The 20,943-nt window shown below is 69.6% G+C and carries 18 protein-coding genes; 12 read left to right on the forward strand and 6 right to left on the reverse strand.

The window, feature by feature from the left end; all coding sequences use genetic code 11:
- The first annotated feature begins 17 nt into the window (after nucleotides 1-17).
- The 8 genes from OHA58_RS16690 (at nucleotide 18) to OHA58_RS16725 (ending at nucleotide 8,128) form a co-directional block, all read left to right on the forward strand.
- Entirely contained in the window at nucleotides 18-1,007 is a 990-nt protein-coding gene (locus tag OHA58_RS16690) for a hypothetical protein (RefSeq protein WP_405479530.1), read from the forward strand.
- Between the two features lie 9 nt (nucleotides 1,008-1,016).
- Nucleotides 1,017-1,862, forward strand: a complete 846-nt coding sequence (locus OHA58_RS16695) for a hypothetical protein (protein WP_405479531.1) — start codon at nucleotides 1,017-1,019, stop codon at nucleotides 1,860-1,862.
- On the forward strand, nucleotides 1,849-4,257 hold the full coding sequence (locus OHA58_RS16700; protein ID WP_405479533.1) for a hypothetical protein: 2,409 nt from the start codon (nucleotides 1,849-1,851) through the stop codon (nucleotides 4,255-4,257). Before OHA58_RS16695 ends, OHA58_RS16700 begins: the two co-directional genes overlap by 14 nt.
- Nucleotides 4,254-4,418, forward strand: coding sequence for a hypothetical protein (locus OHA58_RS16705; protein ID WP_405479534.1), 165 nt, complete (start codon nucleotides 4,254-4,256; stop codon nucleotides 4,416-4,418). Before OHA58_RS16700 ends, OHA58_RS16705 begins: the two co-directional genes overlap by 4 nt.
- 81 nt (nucleotides 4,419-4,499) lie before the next feature.
- Nucleotides 4,500-5,132, forward strand: a complete 633-nt coding sequence (locus OHA58_RS16710; RefSeq protein WP_405479536.1) for a hypothetical protein — start codon at nucleotides 4,500-4,502, stop codon at nucleotides 5,130-5,132.
- Between the two features lie 15 nt (nucleotides 5,133-5,147).
- A complete protein-coding gene (locus OHA58_RS16715) occupies nucleotides 5,148-6,008 on the forward strand; it encodes a peptidoglycan-binding protein (RefSeq protein WP_405479538.1) in 861 nt (286 codons plus the stop codon).
- Nucleotides 6,009-6,021: 13 nt separating this feature from the next.
- Nucleotides 6,022-6,276, forward strand: a complete 255-nt coding sequence (locus OHA58_RS16720) for a hypothetical protein (protein ID WP_389855966.1) — start codon at nucleotides 6,022-6,024, stop codon at nucleotides 6,274-6,276.
- A gap of 289 nt (nucleotides 6,277-6,565) precedes the next feature.
- Nucleotides 6,566-8,128: a hypothetical protein gene (locus OHA58_RS16725; RefSeq protein ID WP_405479540.1), complete on the forward strand. Its 1,563-nt coding sequence runs from the start codon at nucleotides 6,566-6,568 to the stop codon at nucleotides 8,126-8,128.
- 170 nt (nucleotides 8,129-8,298) lie between these two features.
- Here the strand turns inward: OHA58_RS16725 and OHA58_RS16730 are convergent, their stop codons facing one another.
- From OHA58_RS16730 to OHA58_RS16755, 6 genes are all read right to left on the reverse strand, one after another.
- Nucleotides 8,299-9,156, reverse strand: a complete 858-nt coding sequence (locus OHA58_RS16730; RefSeq protein ID WP_405479542.1) for a hypothetical protein — start codon at nucleotides 9,154-9,156, stop codon at nucleotides 8,299-8,301.
- A gap of 486 nt (nucleotides 9,157-9,642) precedes the next feature.
- A complete protein-coding gene (locus tag OHA58_RS16735; protein ID WP_405479544.1) occupies nucleotides 9,643-10,107 on the reverse strand; it encodes a heat shock protein transcriptional repressor HspR in 465 nt (154 codons plus the stop codon).
- Nucleotides 10,108-10,111: 4 nt separating this feature from the next.
- Nucleotides 10,112-11,302, reverse strand: coding sequence for a molecular chaperone DnaJ (gene dnaJ, locus OHA58_RS16740; protein ID WP_405479546.1), 1,191 nt, complete (start codon nucleotides 11,300-11,302; stop codon nucleotides 10,112-10,114).
- Between the two features lie 33 nt (nucleotides 11,303-11,335).
- Complete coding sequence (grpE, locus tag OHA58_RS16745) at nucleotides 11,336-12,040, reverse strand: nucleotide exchange factor GrpE (protein ID WP_405479547.1); 705 nt, start codon at nucleotides 12,038-12,040, stop codon at nucleotides 11,336-11,338.
- Nucleotides 12,037-13,890 carry a molecular chaperone DnaK gene (gene dnaK, locus OHA58_RS16750; RefSeq protein WP_405479549.1) on the reverse strand — a complete coding sequence of 618 codons (1,854 nt, stop codon included), beginning with the start codon at nucleotides 13,888-13,890 and terminating at the stop codon, nucleotides 12,037-12,039. Before dnaK ends, grpE begins: the two co-directional genes overlap by 4 nt.
- Nucleotides 13,891-14,053: 163 nt before the next feature.
- Complete coding sequence (locus OHA58_RS16755; protein ID WP_405479551.1) at nucleotides 14,054-15,082, reverse strand: MraY family glycosyltransferase; 1,029 nt, start codon at nucleotides 15,080-15,082, stop codon at nucleotides 14,054-14,056.
- A 275-nt stretch (nucleotides 15,083-15,357) separates the two neighbouring features.
- Between OHA58_RS16755 and OHA58_RS16760 the strand changes: the two genes are divergently transcribed.
- The 4 genes from OHA58_RS16760 to OHA58_RS16775 all read left to right on the forward strand — a co-directional run bounded on the left by OHA58_RS16760 (nucleotide 15,358) and on the right by OHA58_RS16775 (nucleotide 20,904).
- Complete coding sequence (locus OHA58_RS16760; RefSeq protein WP_405479552.1) at nucleotides 15,358-17,640, forward strand: (Fe-S)-binding protein; 2,283 nt, start codon at nucleotides 15,358-15,360, stop codon at nucleotides 17,638-17,640.
- 187 nt (nucleotides 17,641-17,827) lie between these two features.
- Nucleotides 17,828-19,126: an FG-GAP repeat domain-containing protein gene (locus OHA58_RS16765; protein WP_405479554.1), complete on the forward strand. Its 1,299-nt coding sequence runs from the start codon at nucleotides 17,828-17,830 to the stop codon at nucleotides 19,124-19,126.
- Nucleotides 19,127-19,253: 127 nt separating this feature from the next.
- Nucleotides 19,254-20,627 carry an FG-GAP repeat protein gene (locus tag OHA58_RS16770; protein ID WP_405485006.1) on the forward strand — a complete coding sequence of 458 codons (1,374 nt, stop codon included), beginning with the start codon at nucleotides 19,254-19,256 and terminating at the stop codon, nucleotides 20,625-20,627.
- A gap of 88 nt (nucleotides 20,628-20,715) precedes the next feature.
- Nucleotides 20,716-20,904 carry a hypothetical protein gene (locus OHA58_RS16775; protein ID WP_405479556.1) on the forward strand — a complete coding sequence of 63 codons (189 nt, stop codon included), beginning with the start codon at nucleotides 20,716-20,718 and terminating at the stop codon, nucleotides 20,902-20,904.
- Nucleotides 20,905-20,943: the final 39 nt, after the last annotated feature.

Below are 20,943 nucleotides of genomic sequence, written 5' to 3' on the forward strand. Positions count from 1 at the left end.
AAGCGCCAGGAGGAGCCATGGCTCTCGTACAAAAGCTCCAGAGCGCCCATGGAGCTTTTTCCAAGTTCTCTGCGGCCGCCAACAAGGCCGGTACATCCGTCTCGCGCGCCACCGGCGGCGTGAACAAGTTCCAGACTTCTGTCGGAACGCTCAAGACCTCCGCGGGACAGGCCGGGACGTCCCTCGGCAAGTCCAGGCAGTCGTCCGACAAGCTCAAGTCCTCCCTAGACAAGCTCAAGTCCTCCTCCACCAAAGCCAACACCGCCCTCCGCGATGTAAAACGCCAGTCCGACGCGGTCGAGAAGTCCGTCGGCAAGGCCGGCAAGTCCGCCACCGGCGGCGGTAAGTCCATGGGCGGGCTCGGTAAGGGGCTCAAGGGTGCGACGCTCGCCCAGAAGGGCCTCAACACCGCCATGAAGGCCAACGCCTTCGGGCTGATCATGGCGCTGCTCGCGCCGATCATCGGGCAGTTCATCAACATGGACAAGGTGTCGAAGGCCCTTGCCGCAGGCGTGAAGTGGGCCTGGAACGCCATCTCCGGGGCCATCAAGTCCCACGCGGGCCCCATCAAGGGCGTGATGAAGGGCATCGTCAACAGCTTCACCGCGCTGCCCCGCGCCTTCATCAGCGGCATCAACGCCATGATCGGGGGACTCAACCGGGTCCACGTCAAGATCCCGGGCTGGGTCCCGGTCTTCGGCGGCAAGGAATTCGGGATCCACATCCCGAAGATCCCCAACATTCCGACCCTCGCCGAGGGCGGCGTCATCGGCGCCCGCGCCGGCGGACGCCTCGCCGTCATCGGGGAAGGCGGCGAGGACGAAGCCGTCATCCCGCTGTCCAAGCTCAGCCGCATGCTCGGCCACCACCCCGGCGGCGGAGCCGCCCTGCACCGGCTCGCTGCCGCCGTCGAGGCGCTCGCGGACCGGCCCGTGCACATCGCGGTGGACTCCCAGGTCATCGCCCGCGCCGTCCTCGTGGGACAGCGCCAGCTCGCCCGGAGGTGAGGAAAGCACATGACCAGAAATCTGTGGATCGGCAAGCCCGGACTGCTGCGCGAGATGGACCAGGCCGCCAAGAGCTGGGACCGCAGCGCCGAGTTGAACGTCACCGAGTTCAAGTCCCTCGAGGGGACCGTCACCACCGTCGCCCCAGCCCGCACCATCCGTCGTCTCAAGCTGTCCTGGGACGCGCTGGAGCCTGGGGACGCACAACACCTGTCCCGGCTGGCCAGAAGGGTCAACGGCCCGGGTATGCAGGGGAGTCCGCAGAACGCGTACGGGCCGCTCGTCGTCCTCGACCCCGCCTCCGTGAACCTGCTGGACCCCTACCAGGCCGCCGCCCAGAGCAGCGTGGCCAGCGGCGGCGACCACTGGTTCACCGTGCAGGGCACCATCCTCATCAGCCCCTTCATCGGTGACACGGTCATCGGCGACTGCCAGAACGCGAACACCCGGATCGGCTGGCGGCACGGTGTGTGGTCCGGCTGGCCCGTGGCACCGGGCATGAAGGTGTCGTGGCTCGTGCCACCTGACTGGAGCCCTGCGACGGCCACCGCCCAGCTGGACTGGAAGGACGCCGACGGGGGGTACCTGAGTACGACTGCGGTGACTGGTGCGAGCATCACCGGGACCGCCCCTGCCGGCGCCGCCTTCGTCACCCCCGTCGGCGGGCCCGGAGCCACCGGCATGACGGGGCTCGCGGGAGCCTGTCTGACCATCGGCGAGGCCCCTGTCGCGTTCGCGCTCGGCGACGGCTGCCCCGCGATGACCGTGACCGCGTACAGCGATGTGCCCTCCACCGTCCTGCCCTACCGGAACATCAGCATCGACCTGGTGGAGGTGCGCAGTGCAGAACTCTGAGCAGGGGGGCGTGCTCGATGCCGCCCTCGCCGCACCGGACCGTACCCCGGCCCACACCACCCGCCTCGGCGGCCGGGAACTCGGCTCGCAGGTGCAGACCTGGAAGGTCGAACGCGCCTACAGCACCGATCTGCCGGAGGCCATGCGCGCCTTCTCGGGAAGTTCGTCCGCTCAGCTGGAGCTGACGCTCGGCGGTGCGGGAGGCATACCCGCTCCCCGCCTCTATTCGGCATGGGCCGCGCGTGGCACCGGTGATGTCGTACGCCCCGGGCAGTCCGTCGTCCATGAGGCGGGCCTCAGTGGGGCAACCCTGCCGGCGTTCCGCGGCACCGTGCGCTCGCGCACCGCCGCATCCGGCAGCGACACGGTCACCGTGCAGGCGCTCGATGGCGCGGAACGCTTGCGCGGGGCCGCACTGGTGCCGCGGCCGTACCAGGGCATGCTCTACGCGAAGCCCGTTGCGACCGCGACCTGGTGTGTGGACGAACTGCTGCGGCAGGGCGGCATCCACAGTTGCCCGCCGCCGCGCGCACCCCTGGCGCCGAAGCGGGACACGAACGGCAACGTCGACATCACCCTGCCCTTCACCGTGCTGTACGCCTCCTTGCACGGCGGCTTCAACGCCACTTACGGGCAGCCCGAGACAATCCCGGACACGGGCTCGTTCTCCTGGATACGCGACGGTGCGCCTTACGAGATGGCGTTGATGCCGAAGGCCCCGGGGCTGGCCATGGCGTGGCGTCCGCGGTCCCGTTTCGTCGTCGCCGGCAAGGTGTTCCAGGCCGAGGTTCAGGTGAACACCGCCCTGGCCGTCGGTAACGAGCTGGAACTCAAGCTGGTCTTCGACCGTAGCGCGGGTGTGTTCGGGAACTACGCGCTGAACATCGATTTCGCGGCCGGCACCGTGAAGATCACTTCTGGGACGGTGAACGGTTCAGGTCAGGTCATTAGCTGGACCGTCGCGAAGCTCTCGTCACTCAAGGGGGTATGGCACATCGGGTTCGCCGTGGACACCAGGGCGGGCAGTGTCACCAGCAACGTGCAAGCGACTGTCGCCGCCCGCCTCACCGCACCCGATGGGGAGTACATCGTTCCGGGGACCTACACCTTCTCCGATGTGTCCACCGCCCAGCCCCCTTCGGAGCTGAGCCAGGTCAACCTCAGGACGGACGTGGCCGTCGAGTGCGTCCAGGTCACCGACCGGGTGTGGCCCGACCTCAGCTCGTACACCGCCGATGAGTGGGAACAGAAGGGCCGATGGGCCAAGGGCGCCGTACTCGACGAAGCGGCCGTGCCGCTGTTCGACGTCCCGAAGGTCTCCGGATCGCAGTGGGACGCCATCACCGAGATCGCCCGCGCGACGTTGTCGACGGCCGAGTTCGACGAGCAAGGTGTCTTCCGGTGGCGGGGGCCCGGACGCTTCCAGTCGGTTCCCGCACGCCCAGACGTCACCGTCACGACGCGGCGCAGCATCGCGGCGCTCACCGTCTCCGAGGAGATCGACGCCTGCCGCAACCACTGCGAGCAGGTGTACCAGGACTGGACCGGTGTCGGGCGCACCAACGGAGACACGATCGTCGACACCGTCATACGTGAGGTCAAGCCGGGTCAGGCTCTTGATGTCACGTACGCCATGGCCGAGGACGAGAACGACATCGGTCCGCTGGAGATCGAGGACGACGTGGCCCCGGCTCCCGCCAGTCACCGGGTCCGCTTCGGCAGCACCGCGACGGGGGGCACATCCGTCAAGGGGCGCGTGAGCGTCAGCTCTTGGCGCGACGGCGCGACCTATGTCGTCCGGTTCACCAACTACGGGACGGCGAGCGTCTGGACGGTCACCAAGGACGGCAAGCCGTCGGTGCAGATCATTCCGCAGAAACGGGCCGGGGACCCCAAGCAGCGCACCACCGCCTGGTACCAGTCCCAGAGCCAGTCCTACTACGGCAAGCAGGTCTACCAGGCGCCCGCGAGCGACTGGGTGCAGACGCGGCAGGCCGCATCCGACCTGTCGTACGTCATGATCATGGCCGGGATGTTCCCCGTGCCCGTGCTCGGTGAGGTGGAGGTGCTGCACGATCCGCGCATCCAGCTCGGCGACGCGGTCCAGGTGGTGGACAGCAGCGGTGCCGAACTGGACACGCTCGCCTGGGTCGTCGGCATCCGCACCACCTGCCAGGCCGGTGCCGCCCCGCAGCAGACCTTGACCCTGCGCGGCACCACGTACAACGGCGCCCCGCTCGACACCGGACTCACCCCCGATCCACCGCTCGATCCGGCCTACGGCATCCAGCGCACCTTCGCCCAGATCACCGCTGGGTTCCCGACCCTCGACGACCTCACCCTCAGCAAGCTCACCTACCGCGATCTGCTCAAGGCACCGGGAGGTGCGGCGTGAGTGAACTTCCCCCGGAGGAGCCCCCTGCGCAGGAGCCGGCCCTGGTGGACTCGGACGCGGCGGGCAACGTGGCCCTCCCCATTCCCATCGACGGTCCCACCGCCCGTGACGGGGCCTACAGCACGCCGCTCGACTCTCTGCCGCCGGCCATGGGTGCGTGACCACCGGCCCGGCCCGCGCCCGCTCGTACCCTCTCGTACTTCCTGTACGAGGTCCCAGCGCGACTCCAGGAGGAAGTCCTCATGGCCCTTCTCACCCCGCTCGGCAGCCTCCCTTACCCGCAGCCCAGCGACGCGGCGAACATCCCGCAGCACATGCAGTCCCTCGCCGAGGCCGTCGACGGCCGCACCGTGCTGCGGTTCGCGGACCAGGCCTCTCTGGACGCCAAGATCGCCGCGCCGGTCGGCGGCATGCTGGCCTTTCTCACCACACCCAAGCAGTTCGTGTATCACAACGGCAGCGTGTGGTCGGTGCTCGCCCCACCCCCCGCCCACGGCGCCAACACCGGCTCGGGCAGCACCACGTCCGCCACCTACGTGGAGGCGCTCACCGGCTCCACCGCCACGACCGTCTCGTTCACCGCCCCGCCGTCGGGCACCGTCCTGCTCACCGTCGGCGCCCGCATCTCCAGCTCGGCGGCCACGGCCTGTTACGCCTCGGTGAACGTCAAGAACGGCACCACGACGGTGCTCGCCGCCGCCGACACCCGGGCCGCGATCGCCACTGGCACCAGTGCCCTCTCGGCGACCACCCAGTTCCAGGTCACCGGCCTGGTCGCGAACACGACGTACACCGCGACGCTCGCCTACAAGTCCGCGGTCACCACCAGCACCGCCACCTTCACCAACCGCTACATCACGGTCACCAGCATGTGAGGAGCCGAACCACCCATGGCCGCACCCCTGACCGCTTACGCCCTCGCCCGCGCCCTGCGCGGCGAGGGCGTAAGCATCTCCGAGCACACCAACTGGCAGACCCACAATCGCAACCACAAGGGCCCCTGGGGCCCGGTCCACGGCGTGATGCTGCACCACACCGCGGGCAGCAGCAGCCTCACCCTGTGCCGCGACGGCACGGCCGCGCTCCCCGGCCCGCTCTGCATCGGTCTGGTCGCGAAGGACGGCACCGTGCATCTGGTCGGGTACGGACGCACGAACCACGCCGGCCTCGGTTCATCCGCGGTGCTCGACGCCGTACGCTCCGAGCGCCCGCTGCCGCCGCCCGGCCCCGACGCAGTCGACGGCAACACCCACTTCTACGGCTTTGAGATCGAGAACCTCGGAAACGGCAACGACCCCTACCCCGCCGCCCAACTCGCCGCTGCCGAACGCCTGTCAGCAGCGATCTGCCGGGCCCACGACTGGTCGGCGGCAAGCGTCATCGGCCACAAGGAGTGGACGCGGCGCAAGATCGACCCTTCGTTCTCGATGGCGGGAATGCGGACACGGATCGAGGCGCGGCTCGGCCTCAGACCCGTACCGGCGCCGGGGCCGGAGCCCCAGTCGTACGAGCCGTTTCCGGGCGCCGCGTACTTCACCCCCGGCCGCCGCAGCGCGCTCATCACCGCCGTCGGCAAGCGCCTGGTGGCGGAAGGATGCGGACGCTACCGCGTCGGCCCCGGGCCGGTGTGGGGCGAGGCCGACGTCCTCTCGTACGCCGCGTGGCAGCGCCGGCTCGGCTATGTGGGAGCGGCCGCGGACGGCATTCCGGGGCGTGTCAGCTGGGACAAGCTGCGGGTCCCGCACGCCTGAGGAGGAGGTATCGATGAGTGATACGGGCACCGGGGGTGTCGCCGTCGAGCTGGAGCGGCTGCGGCGCAGTGTGGACGTCGGATTCGCCACGACCCGGGGGGACTTGGCGCTCCTGCTTCAGCGCGCCGACCAGACCGACAAAACCCTGGTCGAACACGAAGAACGCATCGGTGCCCTGGAACGCACGCGCTGGCCGTTGCCCTCCCTGGCGGCGGCCACGTCCTGCACGGCACTCGCGCTCACGGTGTGGCAGTCGCTGGGGCGCTAAAGCTGCATCCGCGGGCCAGGACCGGAACGACGCACGGGCCGGGAGACGCATACGCGCCAATCTCCCGGCCCACTCCCGCCATAGGTCGCCCTGGCCCCCAACTCCCCTGACATGGCTGTGAGTTGTGGATACATTGGCGTTCCTCCACAGCACGCCCACCCCCCGCGTCTGCACCCCCTTCCCCCCACGCATCGTGTGCCACCCACACCGCCAACGGAAAGGGCAGTCAGCCGTGCCTCATGTACCCCCGCATCCCTCCCGGCACCCCCGAGGCAGACGCCTCAGACGCGTGCGCCTTCTCGGTGTCCTCACCTCGCTCGCCCTGGCCGCCGGTCTCACCGGCGCTCTCGGCAGCCCGGCGGCCGCCTCGGACACCACCGCACCCGCCGCCCCGGTCGACACCGCGGCCTCCTACGACTCCTCCGCCCTGACCGCCAAGATCACTTGGGCCAGGGGTGACGGAAAGAAGGTCGTGGGCTACCGCGTCTACCGGCGCCCGCAAGGGCAGGGGCCCGACAGCTACACCGCCGTCAGCAGCACGGATCCGCTGGCCGCGACCACGTACTCCGACAAACCCCCGGCGACCGGAGGTACGTACTCGTACGCCGTGCGTGCCGTCGACAAGACCGGGCAGGAGTCGGCCTACAGCACGGCGGCCGACGTCACCACCGTGGACGAGACGGCGCCCGACGGGCCGATGTGGATCTCCGCATCGTCCGGCAGCGAGGCCAACTCCCTTGCCTGGGACGACGTTTCGGATGCTGCGTACTACGAGGTGTACCGGGCTTCCGAAGAGACCGGTGAGACGGGTGCGTTCACGCGCATCGCCACCGTGGAGTCGACCTCGTACGCCGATGCCGGCGCATGGGTCGACGTGCCGTACGCCTACAAGGTGCGTGCCGTGGACGTGGCCGGCAACCCGTCGGATTTCTCCGACGTCGCCCGTGCCACCCGCGACACCACCGCGCCCCTCGCCCCTCAGGACCTGACCGTGGCGAAGCAGGACGAGCAGGGGGTCACCCTGACGTGGCGCAACGGCGGGTCCGACGCGGTGAAGTACAACGTCTACCGTTCGACTTCCCCCTACACCGCCCCCAACGTGAAGGTGGGCTCCACGAGCACGCTCACCTACCGCGACACCTCGGGTGAGGCCGGGCTCGACTACGTCTATCTCGTCCGGGGCGTGGACGGCGCCGGGAACGAGTCCGCCGGTACCTCATCCGTCCTCGCCACCAAGCAGGTCGGCCCCACCACCGTGCCGGCGTCCCCCAACCTCAATGTCGCCTACGTAGCGGGCAACAAACTGACGCTGAGGTGGCTGCAGAGCCCGTACGTGCCCATCTCCCAGTACCGCGTGTACCGCTCGAAGACTTCGCCCGTCGATACGACCTCTCCTGCGAACGAGTTCGCTGTCACGCAGGAGACCTCCCTCTCCCGCACCGTGGCCGACGACGAGAAGGACTACTACTACTACGCCGTGGTGGCGGAGTCCGGCTACGGAGTCCTGTCGGCACCCTCCGCGTCCCTGCTGCCGGAACTGCGCACGCCCCCGCTGCCGCCCTCCACATCGTTCTGGAACGTCCAGGCGGGCGACGGCCAGGCCACACTGAACTGGTACGACCCACCCTTCAGCATGGACGATCCGCCTTTCGCCGGATACCGCCTGTACCGCTCGACCACCCCCGGCGTCACGCCGGGTAACGCCGAGGCGGTGTTCGACACGACGAGCGACGGCTACGTCGACACCGGCCTGACCAACGGCACGACGTACTACTACGTCGTCACCGTGCTCAACACCGACGGCGTCGAGTCGAACCTGTCCCCCGAGGTCTCGGTCACCCCGACGGCCTGATCCGGTAGCAGGGACGACGAAGGGGCCGGGAGGTATCAAACCTCCCGGCCCCTGACCTCCCGTCAGGGACCGGGCGTCACCACGAACGGATCAGGGAACGGCACAGCCGGGTCCGGGCAACGACGCTCGCCCCGTGCCCGGCGATCCCGACCCGCCCCGCACCCGCAAACTCACGCCTTGGGCCAGCCCTGCAGGATGGCCTCCACCACGCGCACCGCACCGGGGATGCCGGCCGCCAGCGAGGGATCGCCGGCCTGCCGCCGGAACAGGGTGTCCAGCTTCCCGACGGCATCGGCGAGAGTCTCCAACTCCTTCAGCATCTCAGCCAGTTGGGCTTGCGCCTCCGCACCCCGCTCGGCGGCGGTGACCACCGCTCGCCACCGCAGGGCGTCCAGCTTGCGTTCCAGTTTCCAGTGGTCGAAGTAGCCGCCGTCCCGGACCGCCCGTGAGCCGAGGACCGCCTGGCAGCCGAGCAGCACGCGCACGGCCAGCTCGCCCTCAGGGCCGTCCAGGTCACGCCGAAGGACGTAGTGGTGGTGCATCCGGCGCAGCACCTCCGCCTTGGAGGTCATGCCGCGCACTACCGCCTTGCCCCGGCTGGGCACGACGTCCTTCCACAGCGGCGCGTCCTCGAAGCACTCGTCACGTGCGTACTCGACCCGGCGCAGTGGCCTGGACTTCTCGTAGGACAGCGACGGGTCGGTCATCACCGGGTCTTCCAGGTCCCGCTCGTAATTCGACACATACAGCCCGACCAGCTCTTCAAGGGCGCTCCCCGTCTCCGCCGGCACCGGGACGGAGTCCTGCACCCCGCCCTCGGACACGCCCCCGTCCACCGGGAGGCCCTCACCGGCGTCCCCGTCCAGCCGCTCCAGCACGGAGTTCATCAACACCCGCGCCGCGGCCGACAGCTCCCGGGCCCGCACCGCCTCCGGATGCTCGGCCGCCGCCTCCAGCAGGCTCGCGGCCATCCGCCGCACCCCGCGCGCCAGCTCGTCGACTCTCGCCTCGACGTCCTGCGCACTCATACTCCTCCGCCCCCTCCCGGCCTCGCTCCACCGTCAACTCCCGTACCACCGACGGTCTTTGGTTACATCAATGCCTCACAGTGTGGGGCCATGTCCCCGGATCCGCATTGCGATCCATTAAGATCTCGTTCCTCCGGGGGCGGCCGAAGGCAGGTCGCCGCGAGACGGCTGGGGGGTTGTCTTGAGCGGCAAGAGCGAGAGCACCGACGACGGACCGAGACCGGCGCGCCGAAGGAGCCGGACCAGCGGTCCCGGGGCTCGGCGGCGAAGGCGGCGCAGCCTCCAAGTGATCGACTACAACTTCGGGCAACCGCTGGAGGGCCGGCATGGCATCTACCGTGACATCCCTGGCCTGACCTACGACCGTCGGCCGGCACCGCATCGCACACGCTGACCGAGGCCGGGTTCACTGTCGGCCGACACACCAAAGAGGCCCCGGAGTCCAGTGACTCCGGGGCCTCTTCGCGCGCAGTGAGCGCCCACGCCTCAGTCCTGCGACCGCTTGGGCCGCCAAACCACCAGCGCACTGGTCTGCTGGACCTCCTGGTAAGGAACCAGATCCCGCCGGTACGACGCATGCACCGCCGCCTCGCGCTGCTGCATCGCCGCCGCCGCGCCCTCCACCGCCGAGGACAGTTCGGCCACGCGGGACTGAAGCGCCGCGACCTGGTTCTCCAGTTCGATGATGCGCTTGATGCCCGCGAGGTTGATGCCCTCGTCCTGCGACAACTGCTGGACGGTGCGCAGCAGTTCGATGTCGCGGGCCGAGTAGCGCCGGCCGCGCCCGGCCGTGCGGTCCGGGGAGACCAGGCCGAGACGGTCGTACTGGCGCAGGGTCTGCGGATGCAGCCCGCTGAGCTGGGCGGCCACCGAGATGACATAGACCGGAGTCTCGTCGGTCAGCTCATAGGCCCTGCCAACAAAGGAACTCTGTCGTCGACGGCCGTCCATACGCTCATGCTCCCTTCGCGGCCTGGAACAGTTCTGCCCGCGGATCGCTGTCCGCAGTCGCCTTTCGGTACGCCTCGAGGGCGTCCTTCGCGGTGTCGGTCAGATCCGTGGGGACCGAGACCTCCACCGTGACGAGCAGATCGCCACGGGTGCCGTCCTTGCGGACGGCGCCCTTGCCGCGGGCCCGCATCGTCCGCCCGTTCGGCGTGCCCGGGGGCAGCTTGAGCGTGACCGGGGGCCCGCCGAGCGTGGGGACCTTGACCTCGCCCCCGAGCGCGGCCTCCGGGTAGCTGACCGGCACCGTGACCGTGAGGTTGTCGCCCTTGCGGCCGAAGACCGGGTGGGAGTCCACGTGCACGACCACGTACAGGTCGCCCGCGGGGCCCCCGCGCTCGCCCGGTGCGCCCTTGCCGCGCAGCCGGATGCGCTGGTTGTCCGAGACGCCGGCCGGGATGCGGACCTGCATGGTGCGGGACGACTTCGCGCGGCCACTGCCCTTGCAGACCTCGCAGGGGGTTTCCGCGATCAGGCCGCGGCCCTTGCAGTCCACGCACGGGTCGGTGAGCGAGAAACCGCCGCCTCCGCCGCGCGAGACCTGGCCCGTGCCGACGCAGGTCGGGCACACGCGCGGTGTGCCGTTCTTGTCGCCGGTGCCGGAACAGGCCTTGCAGGGCGCCTGCGACGACATGCGCAGCGGCACCGTCGCCCCGTCGACCGCCTCGGTGAAGCTGAGGGTGACCTCGGACTCGATGTCCTGGCCGCGGCGCGGCTGCGTGCGCGTGCCGGTGCCCGCGCCGCCCCGGTTGAACAGGCCGCCGAAGACGTCCCCGAGTCCGCCGCCGAACCCGCCGGCACCACCCGCTGTGCCGCCCTGGGGGGCGCCTCCGAAGAGGTCCCCCAGGTCGAAGTTGAAGGTGCCGCCGCCCGCCCCGCCCGGCCCCGGACGGAATCCGCCGTTGCCGAACAGGGCGCGCGCCTCGTCGTACTCCTTGCGCTTCTTGGAGTCACCGAGGACGTCGTTCGCCTCGGAGATCTCCTTGAAGCGCTCCTCCGCCTTGAGGTTGCCCTTGTTGGCGTCGGGGTGGTTCTCACGGGCGAGCTTGCGGTACGCCTTCTTGATCTCGGCGTCGGTGGCGTCCTTGGGGACGCCGAGGACCTTGTAGTAGTCCTTCTCGATGAAGTCCTTCGTGCTCATCCTCGACGTCCCTCCTCTCGCTGCTTACTGACGTCAGCCCTCGTCCGGGCCACCGCTCTCCTTGTCGTCGGCGGCAGCCGATTCCCCGCCCTTGGAGGACTCGCCCTTGGCCGGCTGGGCCCCGGGCTGCGGCTCGGCCACCGCCACCCGCGCGGGGCGGATGGTGCGCTCGCCGATCCGGTAGCCCGGCTGCAGGATCGCGACGCAGGTCGTCTCGGTGACGTCCGGCGCGTACGAGTGCATCAGGGCCTCGTGGATCGTCGGGTCGAAGGGCTCGCCCTCCTTGCCGAACTGCTGGAGCCCCATCTTGGCGGCGACCATCTCGAGCGACTCGGCGACCGACTTGAAGCCGCCGACCAGCTCTCCGTGCTCACGGGCACGGCCGATGTCGTCGAGTACGGGGAGCATCTCGGTCAGGAGGCCCGCGACCGCGATCTCCTTGACCGTGACCCGGTCCCGCTCCACCCGGCGACGGTAGTTCTGGTACTCGGCCTGGAGCCGCTGGAGGTCCGCGGTGCGCTCGCCGAGCGCCATGCGTACCTGGTCCAGCTGGGCCGTCAGGCCTACGTTCTGAACCGCCGAAGCGGTTCCTGCTGAAGCTGCTGCGTCCCCGGCCGGGGCCGCCCCCTCGCCCTTGTCGGGCGAGGGAGCGGCCTTCGGCTCGGCGTCGTCGGGGGTGGCGCCGGAGGGGACGTCAGGCTTCTCGCTCTCGCTGAAACCCGGGGTCTCCTCCGTCACGCGACACCGTCCTTGCGGTCCTCGTCGACGATCTCGGCGTCGACGACGTCGTCGTCAGCGGCCTTCTGCCCGTCGCCCTGGGCACCGGCCTCGGGACCGCCCGCGGCCTGCGCGCCCTGGGCGTCGGCGTACATGGCCTGGCCCAGCTTCTGCGAGACGGCGGCGACCTTCTCGGTGGCGGTGCGGATCTCGGCCGTGTCCTCGCCCTTGAGCTTCTCCTTCAGCTCGGTGAGCGACTCCTCGACCTCGGTCTTGACCTCGCCGGGGACCTTGTCCTCGTTGTCCTTGAGGAACTTCTCCGTCTGGTAGACGAGCTGCTCGCCCTGGTTGCGCGTCTCGGCGGCCTCGCGGCGACGGTGGTCCTCGTCCGCGTACTGCTCGGCCTCCTGGCGCATCCGGTCGACCTCGTCCTTCGGCAGCGAGGAGCCGCCGGTGACGGTCATCTTCTGCTCCTTGCCCGTGCCCAGGTCCTTCGCGGTCACGTGCATGATGCCGTTGGCGTCGATGTCGAAGGCGACCTCGATCTGCGGGACACCACGCGGGGCCGGCGGCAGACCGGTGAGCTCGAACATCCCGAGCTTCTTGTTGTACGCCGCGATCTCGCGCTCGCCCTGGTAGACCTGGATCTGCACGGACGGCTGGTTGTCCTCGGCCGTCGTGAAGATCTCGGAACGCTTGGTCGGGATCGTGGTGTTGCGCTCGATGAGCTTCGTCATGATCCCTCCCTTGGTCTCGATACCGAGGGACAGCGGGGTCACGTCGAGGAGCAGGACGTCCTTGACCTCACCCTTGAGGACACCGGCCTGCAGGGCGGCGCCGATGGCGACGACCTCGTCCGGGTTCACGCCCTTGTTGGCGTCCTGGCCGCCGGTCAGCTCCTTGACGAGCTCCGCGACGGCGGGCATACGGGTCGAGCCACCGACGAGAACGACGTGGTCGATCTCGGAGAGCTGGATGCCCGCGTCCTTGATGACGTTGTGGAACGGCGTCTTGCAGCGCTCCAGAAGGTCGGACGTGAGCTGCTGGAACTGGGCGCGCGTGAGCTTCTCGTCCAGGTGCAGCGGGCCCTCGGCGGACGCCGTGATGTAGGGCAGGTTGATCGTGGTCTCGGTCGAGGACGAGAGCTCGATCTTCGCCTTCTCGGCGGCCTCGCGCAGGCGCTGGAGCGCCATCTTGTCCTTGGACAGGTCCACACCGTGCCCGTTGTTGAACTGCTTGACCAGGTAGTCGACGACGCGCTGGTCCCAGTCGTCACCACCGAGGTGGTTGTCGCCGTTCGTGGCCTTCACCTCGACGACGCCGTCGCCGATCTCGAGGAGCGACACGTCGAACGTGCCGCCACCGAGGTCGAAGACGAGAATGGTCTGGTCGTCCTTGTCGAGACCGTAGGCCAGGGCGGCGGCCGTCGGCTCGTTGACAATACGCAGGACGTTCAGACCGGCGATCTCGCCGGCCTCCTTCGTCGCCTGGCGCTCGGAGTCGTTGAAGTACGCCGGGACGGTGATGACCGCGTCCGCGACCTTCTCGCCCAGGTACGCCTCGGCGTCGCGCTTCAGCTTCTGCAGGATGAAGGCGCTCATCTGCTGCGGGTTGAAGCTCTTGCCGTCGATCTCGATCTTCCAGTCAGTGCCCATGTGGCGCTTGACCGAACGGATCGTCCTGTCGACGTTGGTGACCGCCTGGCGCTTCGCGACCTCTCCGACGAGCACCTCACCGTTCTTGGCGAAGGCGACGACGGACGGCGTGGTCCTGGCGCCCTCGGCGTTGGTGATGACGGTGGGCTCGCCGCCTTCGAGAACGCTGACGACGGAGTTAGTCGTGCCCAGGTCGATGCCGACCGCACGTGCCATTTCAATTCCTCCAGCATGACTACTTGAGTGGATCTGGCTCAAGGATGCATGACGACCGCTGTTCGGTCAACAGAGCTGAGTCGAGCCGACTCAACTTTTATACGGCCCTTATGGGCAGACAGGGCATCTGTGCAGGTCAGCCACTGCGCCGGGACCTTCGTCACTAACGTGCGACGTCCACCACAGCGGTCCGTACGGGCCGGTGACCGCGCCGCCGCACCCCGTAGACCGGCACCCGCAGCAGCCCGGCGACCGACCCGGCCGCCGCGCAGACCGGCCACAGCGCGGCCAGCGGGCCCAGCGTCCCGTCGTGCAGCAGGAGCGCGGTCACCGCACCGGCCAGCGACGCGATGCCGAGCACCACCGCCACGCCCGTCGGGGTGAGGCCGAGCCGGCGGAGCCGGTGGGCGATGTGGTCCGCGCCGCCCTGGAGAAGAGGCCGCCCCGCGCGCCGCCGCGACACCGCCACCAGGGCCGCGTCCGCGGTCACCACGACCGTCACGGCGAACAGCGAGCCCGCGCCGGGGAGCGCCTCGTGGCCCGCGTTCACCAGGACCGCCGCGGACGCCAGGAGGAAGCCCGTGAACAGGGACCCGCAGCCCCCGAGGTGCATCCGAGCGGGGTACCAGTTGTGCATGAGGAACCCGGTGAGCGCCGCCGCGAGCACCCCGAGGATCGCGGCGAGCGGACCGAGCCCTCCGGCGGCGGCACAGGCGCTCAGGCCGAGCGCGGTCACGACGGCGACGGTGCCGAGCACCCCGTCCGAGGTGTCGATGAGCCGGCAGGCGTTGGTGACGAAGACGATCCACAGGACGGCCAACGCGCCGACGAGAAAGCCGAGTTGAGCGGTGTGCACGACGAAGGTCGCCGCCCCCGCCTCGACGACGACGCGGGCCCGCGCCCCCACCGGGCGCACATCGTCGAGGAACCCGAGCGCGGCGACGACCCCGGCCGCGATCAGCAGCGTGAGCGTGCCGGACCCGAGCGGGGCGAGTCCGGTCGAGGCTCCGAAGGTAGTGACGGCGGCCGTCACCGTGGCGACGGCGGCGCCTCCCAGGCGCGGCGTCCGCCGTCCCGTGCGGCCGATCCGCCGGACGGTGAATCCGGTGCGCAGGGCGACGAGACGCAGCAGGGCGGTGAGGGCGGAGGCCACCAGCAGGGCGGTCGCGGCGGCGGCGATCCCGTAGGACACGGCGGACGTCCCGTCAGCTCGGTTTGCGGTATCGGGGTGACACCGGAGGGGCACGCCCGGCCGGAGACCTTCATAAGCTAGTCGCTTATGTCGCAATATGGGGTGAATAACACGATCTGCTTTCGCTGTCGACCGAGGGTGGCCTCAGCGACGCAGATCACCGCCCGGCTGACTACAGTGCGGCCACACAAGTGGGTACTCTCAGCATGGACTGAAATAAGTTACCGCTTAGTAATCGCTGAATATCCACCCTCGCAGGCCCGAGGAGCCCCCGAATGCAACTCGCCGCGATCATCGTGTCGCTGGTCCTGATCGTGGTCGGCGTCGCACTGTTCGTCCGAGCCATCGCGCAGATCTACCGCTTCATGCGGCTCGGCCAGAACGTCCCCGCCGGCACCCGCACCGACGAACCCGTACAGCGCACCGTGACGGTGGCCAAGGAGTTCCTCGGCCACACCCGGATGAACCGCTGGGGCATCGTCGGTGTGGCGCACTGGTTCGTGGCGGTGGGCTTCTTCTCGCTGCTGCTGACGATCGTGAACGCCATCGGCCAGCTCTTCCAGGCCGACTGGCTGCTCCCGATCATCGGCGAATGGGCCCCGTACAACGTCTTCGTCGAGTTCCTCGGCACGATGACGGCCCTCGGGATCCTGACGCTGATCGTCATCCGGCAGCTGAACCGGCCGGACCGGCCGGGCCGCAAGTCCCGCTTCGCCGGGTCCAACACCGGCCAGGCGTACTTCGTCGAGGCCGTCATCCTCATCGTCGGCATCTGCATCTTCACGCTGCACGCCCTGGAGGGCGCCCAGCACCATGTGGACGCTTACGAGGCCTCGTTCTTCGTCTCGTACCCGGTCGTCTCCTGGTTCCGCGGCATGGACGTCTCCACGCTGCAGAACCTCACGTACTTCTTCGCCGGGCTGAAGATCGCGACCTCCTTCATCTGGATGATCACGGTCGCCCTGAAGACCGACATGGGTGTCGCCTGGCACCGCTTCCTCGCGTTCCCGAACATCTGGTTCAAGCGTGAGGCGGACGGCGGGGTGGCGCTGGGTGCGCTGCAGCCGATGACCAGTGGCGGCAAGGAGATCGACTTCGAGGACCCGGGCGAGGACGACGTCTTCGGTGTCTCCCAGGTCGAGCAGTTCTCCTGGAAGGGTCTGCTGGACTTCTCCACCTGCACCGAGTGCGGCCGCTGCCAGTCGCAGTGCCCCGCCTGGAACACCGGCAAGCCGCTCTCGCCGAAGCTCCTGATCATGTCGCTGCGCGACCACGCGCACGCCAAGGCCCCCTACCTGCTCGCCGGTGGCGGCAAGTCGATGGAGGGCGAGGAGAAGGCGACCGCGGAGCAGCTGGGGGACGTCCCGGCCGCGGCTCTCGCGGAGGCCGAGAGGCCGCTGATCGGCACCCTCGAAGAGAACGGCGTCATCGACCCGGACGTCCTGTGGTCCTGCACCACCTGCGGCGCCTGCGTCGAGCAGTGCCCGGTCGACATCGAGCACATCGACCACATCGTCGACATGCGCCGCTACCAGGTGATGATCGAGTCCGCGTTCCCGTCCGAGGCGGGCACGATGCTCAAGAACCTGGAGAAGAAGGGCAACCCCTGGGGCCTGGCCAAGAAGCAGCGCCTGGAGTGGCTCAAGGAGCTCGACTTCGAGGTCCCGGTCGTCGGCAAGGACATCGAGGACCTCACCGAGGTCGAGTACCTGTACTGGGTCGGCTGCGCCGGCTCGCTCGAGGACCGCGCGAAGAAGACCACCAAGGCCTTCGCGGAGCTGCTGCACATGGCGGGCGTCAAGTTCGCGATCATGGGCGGCGACGAGAAGTGCACCGGTGACTCCGCGCGCCGCCTGGGCAACGAACCGCTGTTCCAGCAGCTCGGCCAGGAGAACGTCATGGCGCTGAACATGGCGTTCGGCGAGGAGCTCGACGACGACGGCAAGGTCGTCCCCGAGTCGGCGAAGCCGAAGTCCGCGAAGAAGATCGTCGCGACCTGCCCGCACTGCCTCAACACCATCGGCAACGAGTACCCGCAGCTCGGCGGCGATTACGAAGTAATCCACCACACCCAGCTGCTCCAGCACCTCATCGACGAGGGCAAGCTCATCCCGGTCACCCCGGTCGAGGGCCTGATCACCTACCACGACCCGTGCTACCTGGGCCGGCACAACAAGATCTACACGCCCCCGCGGCAGATCATGGACGCCGTCCCCGGCCTGCGCCAGCAGGAGATGCACCGCCACAAGGAACGCGGCTTCTGCTGCGGCGCCGGCGGCGCGCGGATGTGGATGGAGGAGCGGATCGGCAAGCGCATCAACAACGAGCGCGTCGACGAGGCCCTCTCGCTGAACCCCGACATCGTCTCCACCGCCTGCCCGTTCTGCCTCGTCATGCTGACCGACTCGGTCAACGGCAAGAAGAACGACGGCCAGGCCAAGGAGTCCATCACGGTCGTGGACGTGGCCCAGCTGCTCCTCGACTCCGTGAAGACGCCGGTCGACCCGGCGGGTTCGGAGGAGACCGAGGACGCGCCGGAGCCGGAGCCGGTGAAGTAGTTCGGCAACCGCTGTCTGTGGAGGGGCTGATCGGGGTGACCCGGTCGGCCCCTCCGGCGTTTCCGCGGTGCGGTCCGGTCGCGGCGCCGCGTGACCAACCCGGCAGCCCCCGCCCCTACCCCCTCCCCGACCCCACCGGCATCATGAACGGGTCAAGTGGCACATGAGGCGGGCGGGGTCTAAGGCGATGGTGGGCATACGGGGCGGCCGGAACGCGGCGATACGCAGGGGCACAGCCGGAGCCGGGTGCGCCCTGCTGCTGCTCGCCGCCGTCACCGGCTGCGGCAACCACGACAAGGCCGCCGCGTCCAAGAAGCACCACCCCGTCGCCATGGCCGGCAAGTCCGGCGCCGCACTCCCCGTCCCGCGCGGCCACGGCAGCAAGGTCGCCGACGACTTCAACGGCGACGGCGCCCCGGACCTCGTACTCGACGATCTCGTGCACAAGGGGCTCGGCGACGACCCCGGCATCGGGATCGTGTACGGGAAGAAGGGGCACGGACTCGTGCCCGGGGCGCGGCAGTTGCTGCGTCCCACGAAGTACGCGGCGCCGACCAAGGGCGAGACGCCCGCCGCGTTCGACTCCGAGGCGAGCTGCGACCTGGACAAGGACGGCTTCACCGATCTGGTCGTGTCGACGGATCCGCCCTTCGACGGGCAGGGGCAGCCGCCGGTGCCGCTGCAGATCCTCTTCGGCGGCCCGGGCGGGCTCACCCACCGGGGCGTGAAACTCGTCGTGCCCGCGCAGGCGCGGTTCGGCAACGACTGGCCTGACCAGCCGGTGTGCGGCGACTTCGACGGGGACGGCTCGGTCGACCTCACGGTTCACGCGAGCGGCGGCCGGCTGAGCTTCCTGCGCGGCCCCTTCACCCGCAAGGGCGCCCCGCGCGCGGCCGGGAAACCACTGACCGCACCCGGCAACGTACCCGTGGGACCCGCCTTCGACGTCGACCGCGACGGGTACGACGACCTGCTCGTGCGCCGTACCTCCGGTGGCTCGTCGCCGTCGCGGATCGTGCTGGGCGGCCCGAAGGGACCGGCCCTGTCCGGCACCGCGCTCCCGTCCGGCCTTGGCCTCGCCGTCGGCCGTTTCACCAAGGGCGGCGGCGCGGACACCGCGCTGCTCACGGCCTCCGGGGTCACCCTCTCCCGGCCGGGCGCCCCCGCCCTCAAGGCCACCGGAACGACCATCACCGCGGGCGACTTCGACGGGGACGGCCTGGGCGAACTCGTCGTGTCCGGCGGTGACGTGACCATCCTGAAGGCGACCGGGCAGGGCACGGCGACCGTCACCCCGAAGGCGACCGGTACCACGCAGGTCCTGAAGGCCGCCGACTTCGACGGGGACGGGCGTACGGACCTCGCGGTCCGCACGTACCGAGGGGAGAGCGCGGACACGGTGGCGGTGTATACGGGGGTCAAGGGCGGCAAGCTGGTGGCGGAGAGGCCCCCAGTGACGTTCTCCACAGCCGAGTTCACGTCCTGATACGTACGGATCCGATGACGGTCGGCCGCCGTTAACCGAACGTCCACCCGAACACAACCATCCCCACACCTCACGAGTCACAGCCCCGGAACCTGTTCCCCCACTCCCGGGAGTACTGCTCGTGCGTATGCGCAAACTCGTCATCGCCGCAAGTGCCGCCGTCGTCGCCGCGGCCGGACTCACCCTGCCGCTGGCCGGGTCCGCGTCCGCCGCCACCACGCTCAAGGACGACTTCAACGGCGACGGCTACCGCGACCTGGCCATCGGGACGCCGGATGCGAACGCCGTCACCGTCACCTTCGGCTCCGCGGACGGCGTCGGCCCGTCCCGCTCCGTAACCGTCACGCAGATGACGGTCGGGGTGCCCGGAGTCACCGAGCCGGAGGACGAGTTCGGCGAGAACGTCACCTCGGGCGACGTCAACAACGACGGCTACGCCGACCTGATCGTCGGCGCGCCCGGCGAGCGGGTGACAGGCAACACCACCGGCTCCGTCAGCATCCTCTGGGGCGGCCCCAAGCCCTTCAACCGGGGCGCCAAGGTCCTCAACTCCCCCACCACCGACACCGCCCGCTTCGGCGAGGCCACGTCCTTCGTGGACATCGACGGGGACGATGCCGCCAACCTCGCCGTGATCAGCGCCGACGGCTGGTGGTACTACGCGGAGAGCGCGGACCCGACCCGCGCCATCGCCCCCGAGGTCGACTTCCTGCCGGAGGGCATCCACCTGGAGGGCATGGAGGCGGGCCACTACCTCTCCAAGGACGGCTACACGTACGTCCTCTACGGCGAGAACGCGGACGGCCATCCCTACGTGGTGTACATGAAGGGCGGCGTCGGCGACATCGGCTACTACTCGGGCGTGATCGCCGAGGACAACCCCCGCGCGACCCGGAACGCGGCCGCGTCCGGGGACGTCAACGGCGACGGCTACACCGACCTCGTCACCGGCAACGGCGCCGACAACTCCTTCACGGTGCACTACGGCGCCCAGGGCTCCTTCGGCCCGGCGACGACGTACACGCAGGACTCCGCCGGGGTGCCGGGCGCCTCCGAGGAGGCCGACTTCTTCGGCGGCTCCGTGAGCGTGGGCGACCTCGACAACGACGGGTACGCGGACGTCGCCGTGGGCGCGCCCGGCGAGACCGTCGGCGCCGTGCAGGCCACTGGCAGCGTCACCGTCCTCAAGGGCTCGGCGGGCGCCCTCGGCGCGGGCCGCGCCTACCACCAGGACACGGCAGGTATACCCGGCGCACCGGAGGCGGGCGACCACTTCGGCTCGTCCCTCCGCTTCAAGGACATCAACAAGAACAGCCGGGCCGACCTGGCGATCGGCGCGAACGGCGAGGACATCGGCACCTCGGCCGACGCGGGCGCCGTCTGGGTCCTGCGCGGCGCCGTCCCGTACGTCACCACGTCGTACGCCACGTCCTTCAACGGCGCGAACTTCGGGAGCACGACGGCCGGCGCGGGGCTCGCCTTCGGCTCGGTCCTGCGCTGAACAGACTGACGCAGTAAGCGAATTGGAGACAGGAGACAGAAGTGCTGCTGGCACGCGGAAAGAAGACAGCCCTGTCCGCCGTAGTGCTGTGCGCAGCCACCGCCCTCGGCACAGCGGACCTGGCGGCGCCCCCGGCGAGAACGGACACTCGGGCGGCATCTGGTACCGCGAGACGGGCGAGGAGCCGCCGTACCCGGACACGGTCGCGGTGACGCCGTCGAAGCTGGGCCTGACGGGGGCGGTCTCGTACGGGGCGGTACTGGCCCGCCAGAACTAGGGCCTGGTGGGCCATCGGCCGGGCGGGAGTACCGGACGG

Origin of the sequence: Streptomyces sp. NBC_00009 (genome assembly GCF_045040855.1) — a bacterium.
Taxonomy (GTDB): Bacteria; Actinomycetota; Actinomycetes; order Streptomycetales; family Streptomycetaceae; genus Streptomyces; species Streptomyces aureus.

Coding starts and splice junctions, on each gene's coding strand:
- OHA58_RS16690 (WP_405479530.1), top strand. CDS start 18: ATGGCTCTCGTACAAAAGCTCCAGAGCGCCCATGGAGCTTTTTCCAAG.
- OHA58_RS16695 (WP_405479531.1), top strand. CDS start 1,017: ATGACCAGAAATCTGTGGATCGGCAAGCCCGGACTGCTGCGCGAGATG.
- OHA58_RS16710 (WP_405479536.1), top strand. CDS start 4,500: ATGGCCCTTCTCACCCCGCTCGGCAGCCTCCCTTACCCGCAGCCCAGC.
- OHA58_RS16715 (WP_405479538.1), top strand. CDS start 5,148: ATGGCCGCACCCCTGACCGCTTACGCCCTCGCCCGCGCCCTGCGCGGC.
- OHA58_RS16720 (WP_389855966.1), top strand. CDS start 6,022: ATGAGTGATACGGGCACCGGGGGTGTCGCCGTCGAGCTGGAGCGGCTG.
- OHA58_RS16730 (WP_405479542.1), bottom strand. CDS start 9,156: ATGAGTGCGCAGGACGTCGAGGCGAGAGTCGACGAGCTGGCGCGCGGG.
- OHA58_RS16735 (WP_405479544.1), bottom strand. CDS start 10,107: ATGGACGGCCGTCGACGACAGAGTTCCTTTGTTGGCAGGGCCTATGAG.
- dnaJ (WP_405479546.1), bottom strand. CDS start 11,302: ATGAGCACGAAGGACTTCATCGAGAAGGACTACTACAAGGTCCTCGGC.
- dnaK (WP_405479549.1), bottom strand. CDS start 13,890: ATGGCACGTGCGGTCGGCATCGACCTGGGCACGACTAACTCCGTCGTC.
- OHA58_RS16760 (WP_405479552.1), top strand. CDS start 15,358: ATGCAACTCGCCGCGATCATCGTGTCGCTGGTCCTGATCGTGGTCGGC.
- OHA58_RS16765 (WP_405479554.1), top strand. CDS start 17,828: ATGGTGGGCATACGGGGCGGCCGGAACGCGGCGATACGCAGGGGCACA.
- OHA58_RS16770 (WP_405485006.1), top strand. CDS start 19,254: ATGCGCAAACTCGTCATCGCCGCAAGTGCCGCCGTCGTCGCCGCGGCC.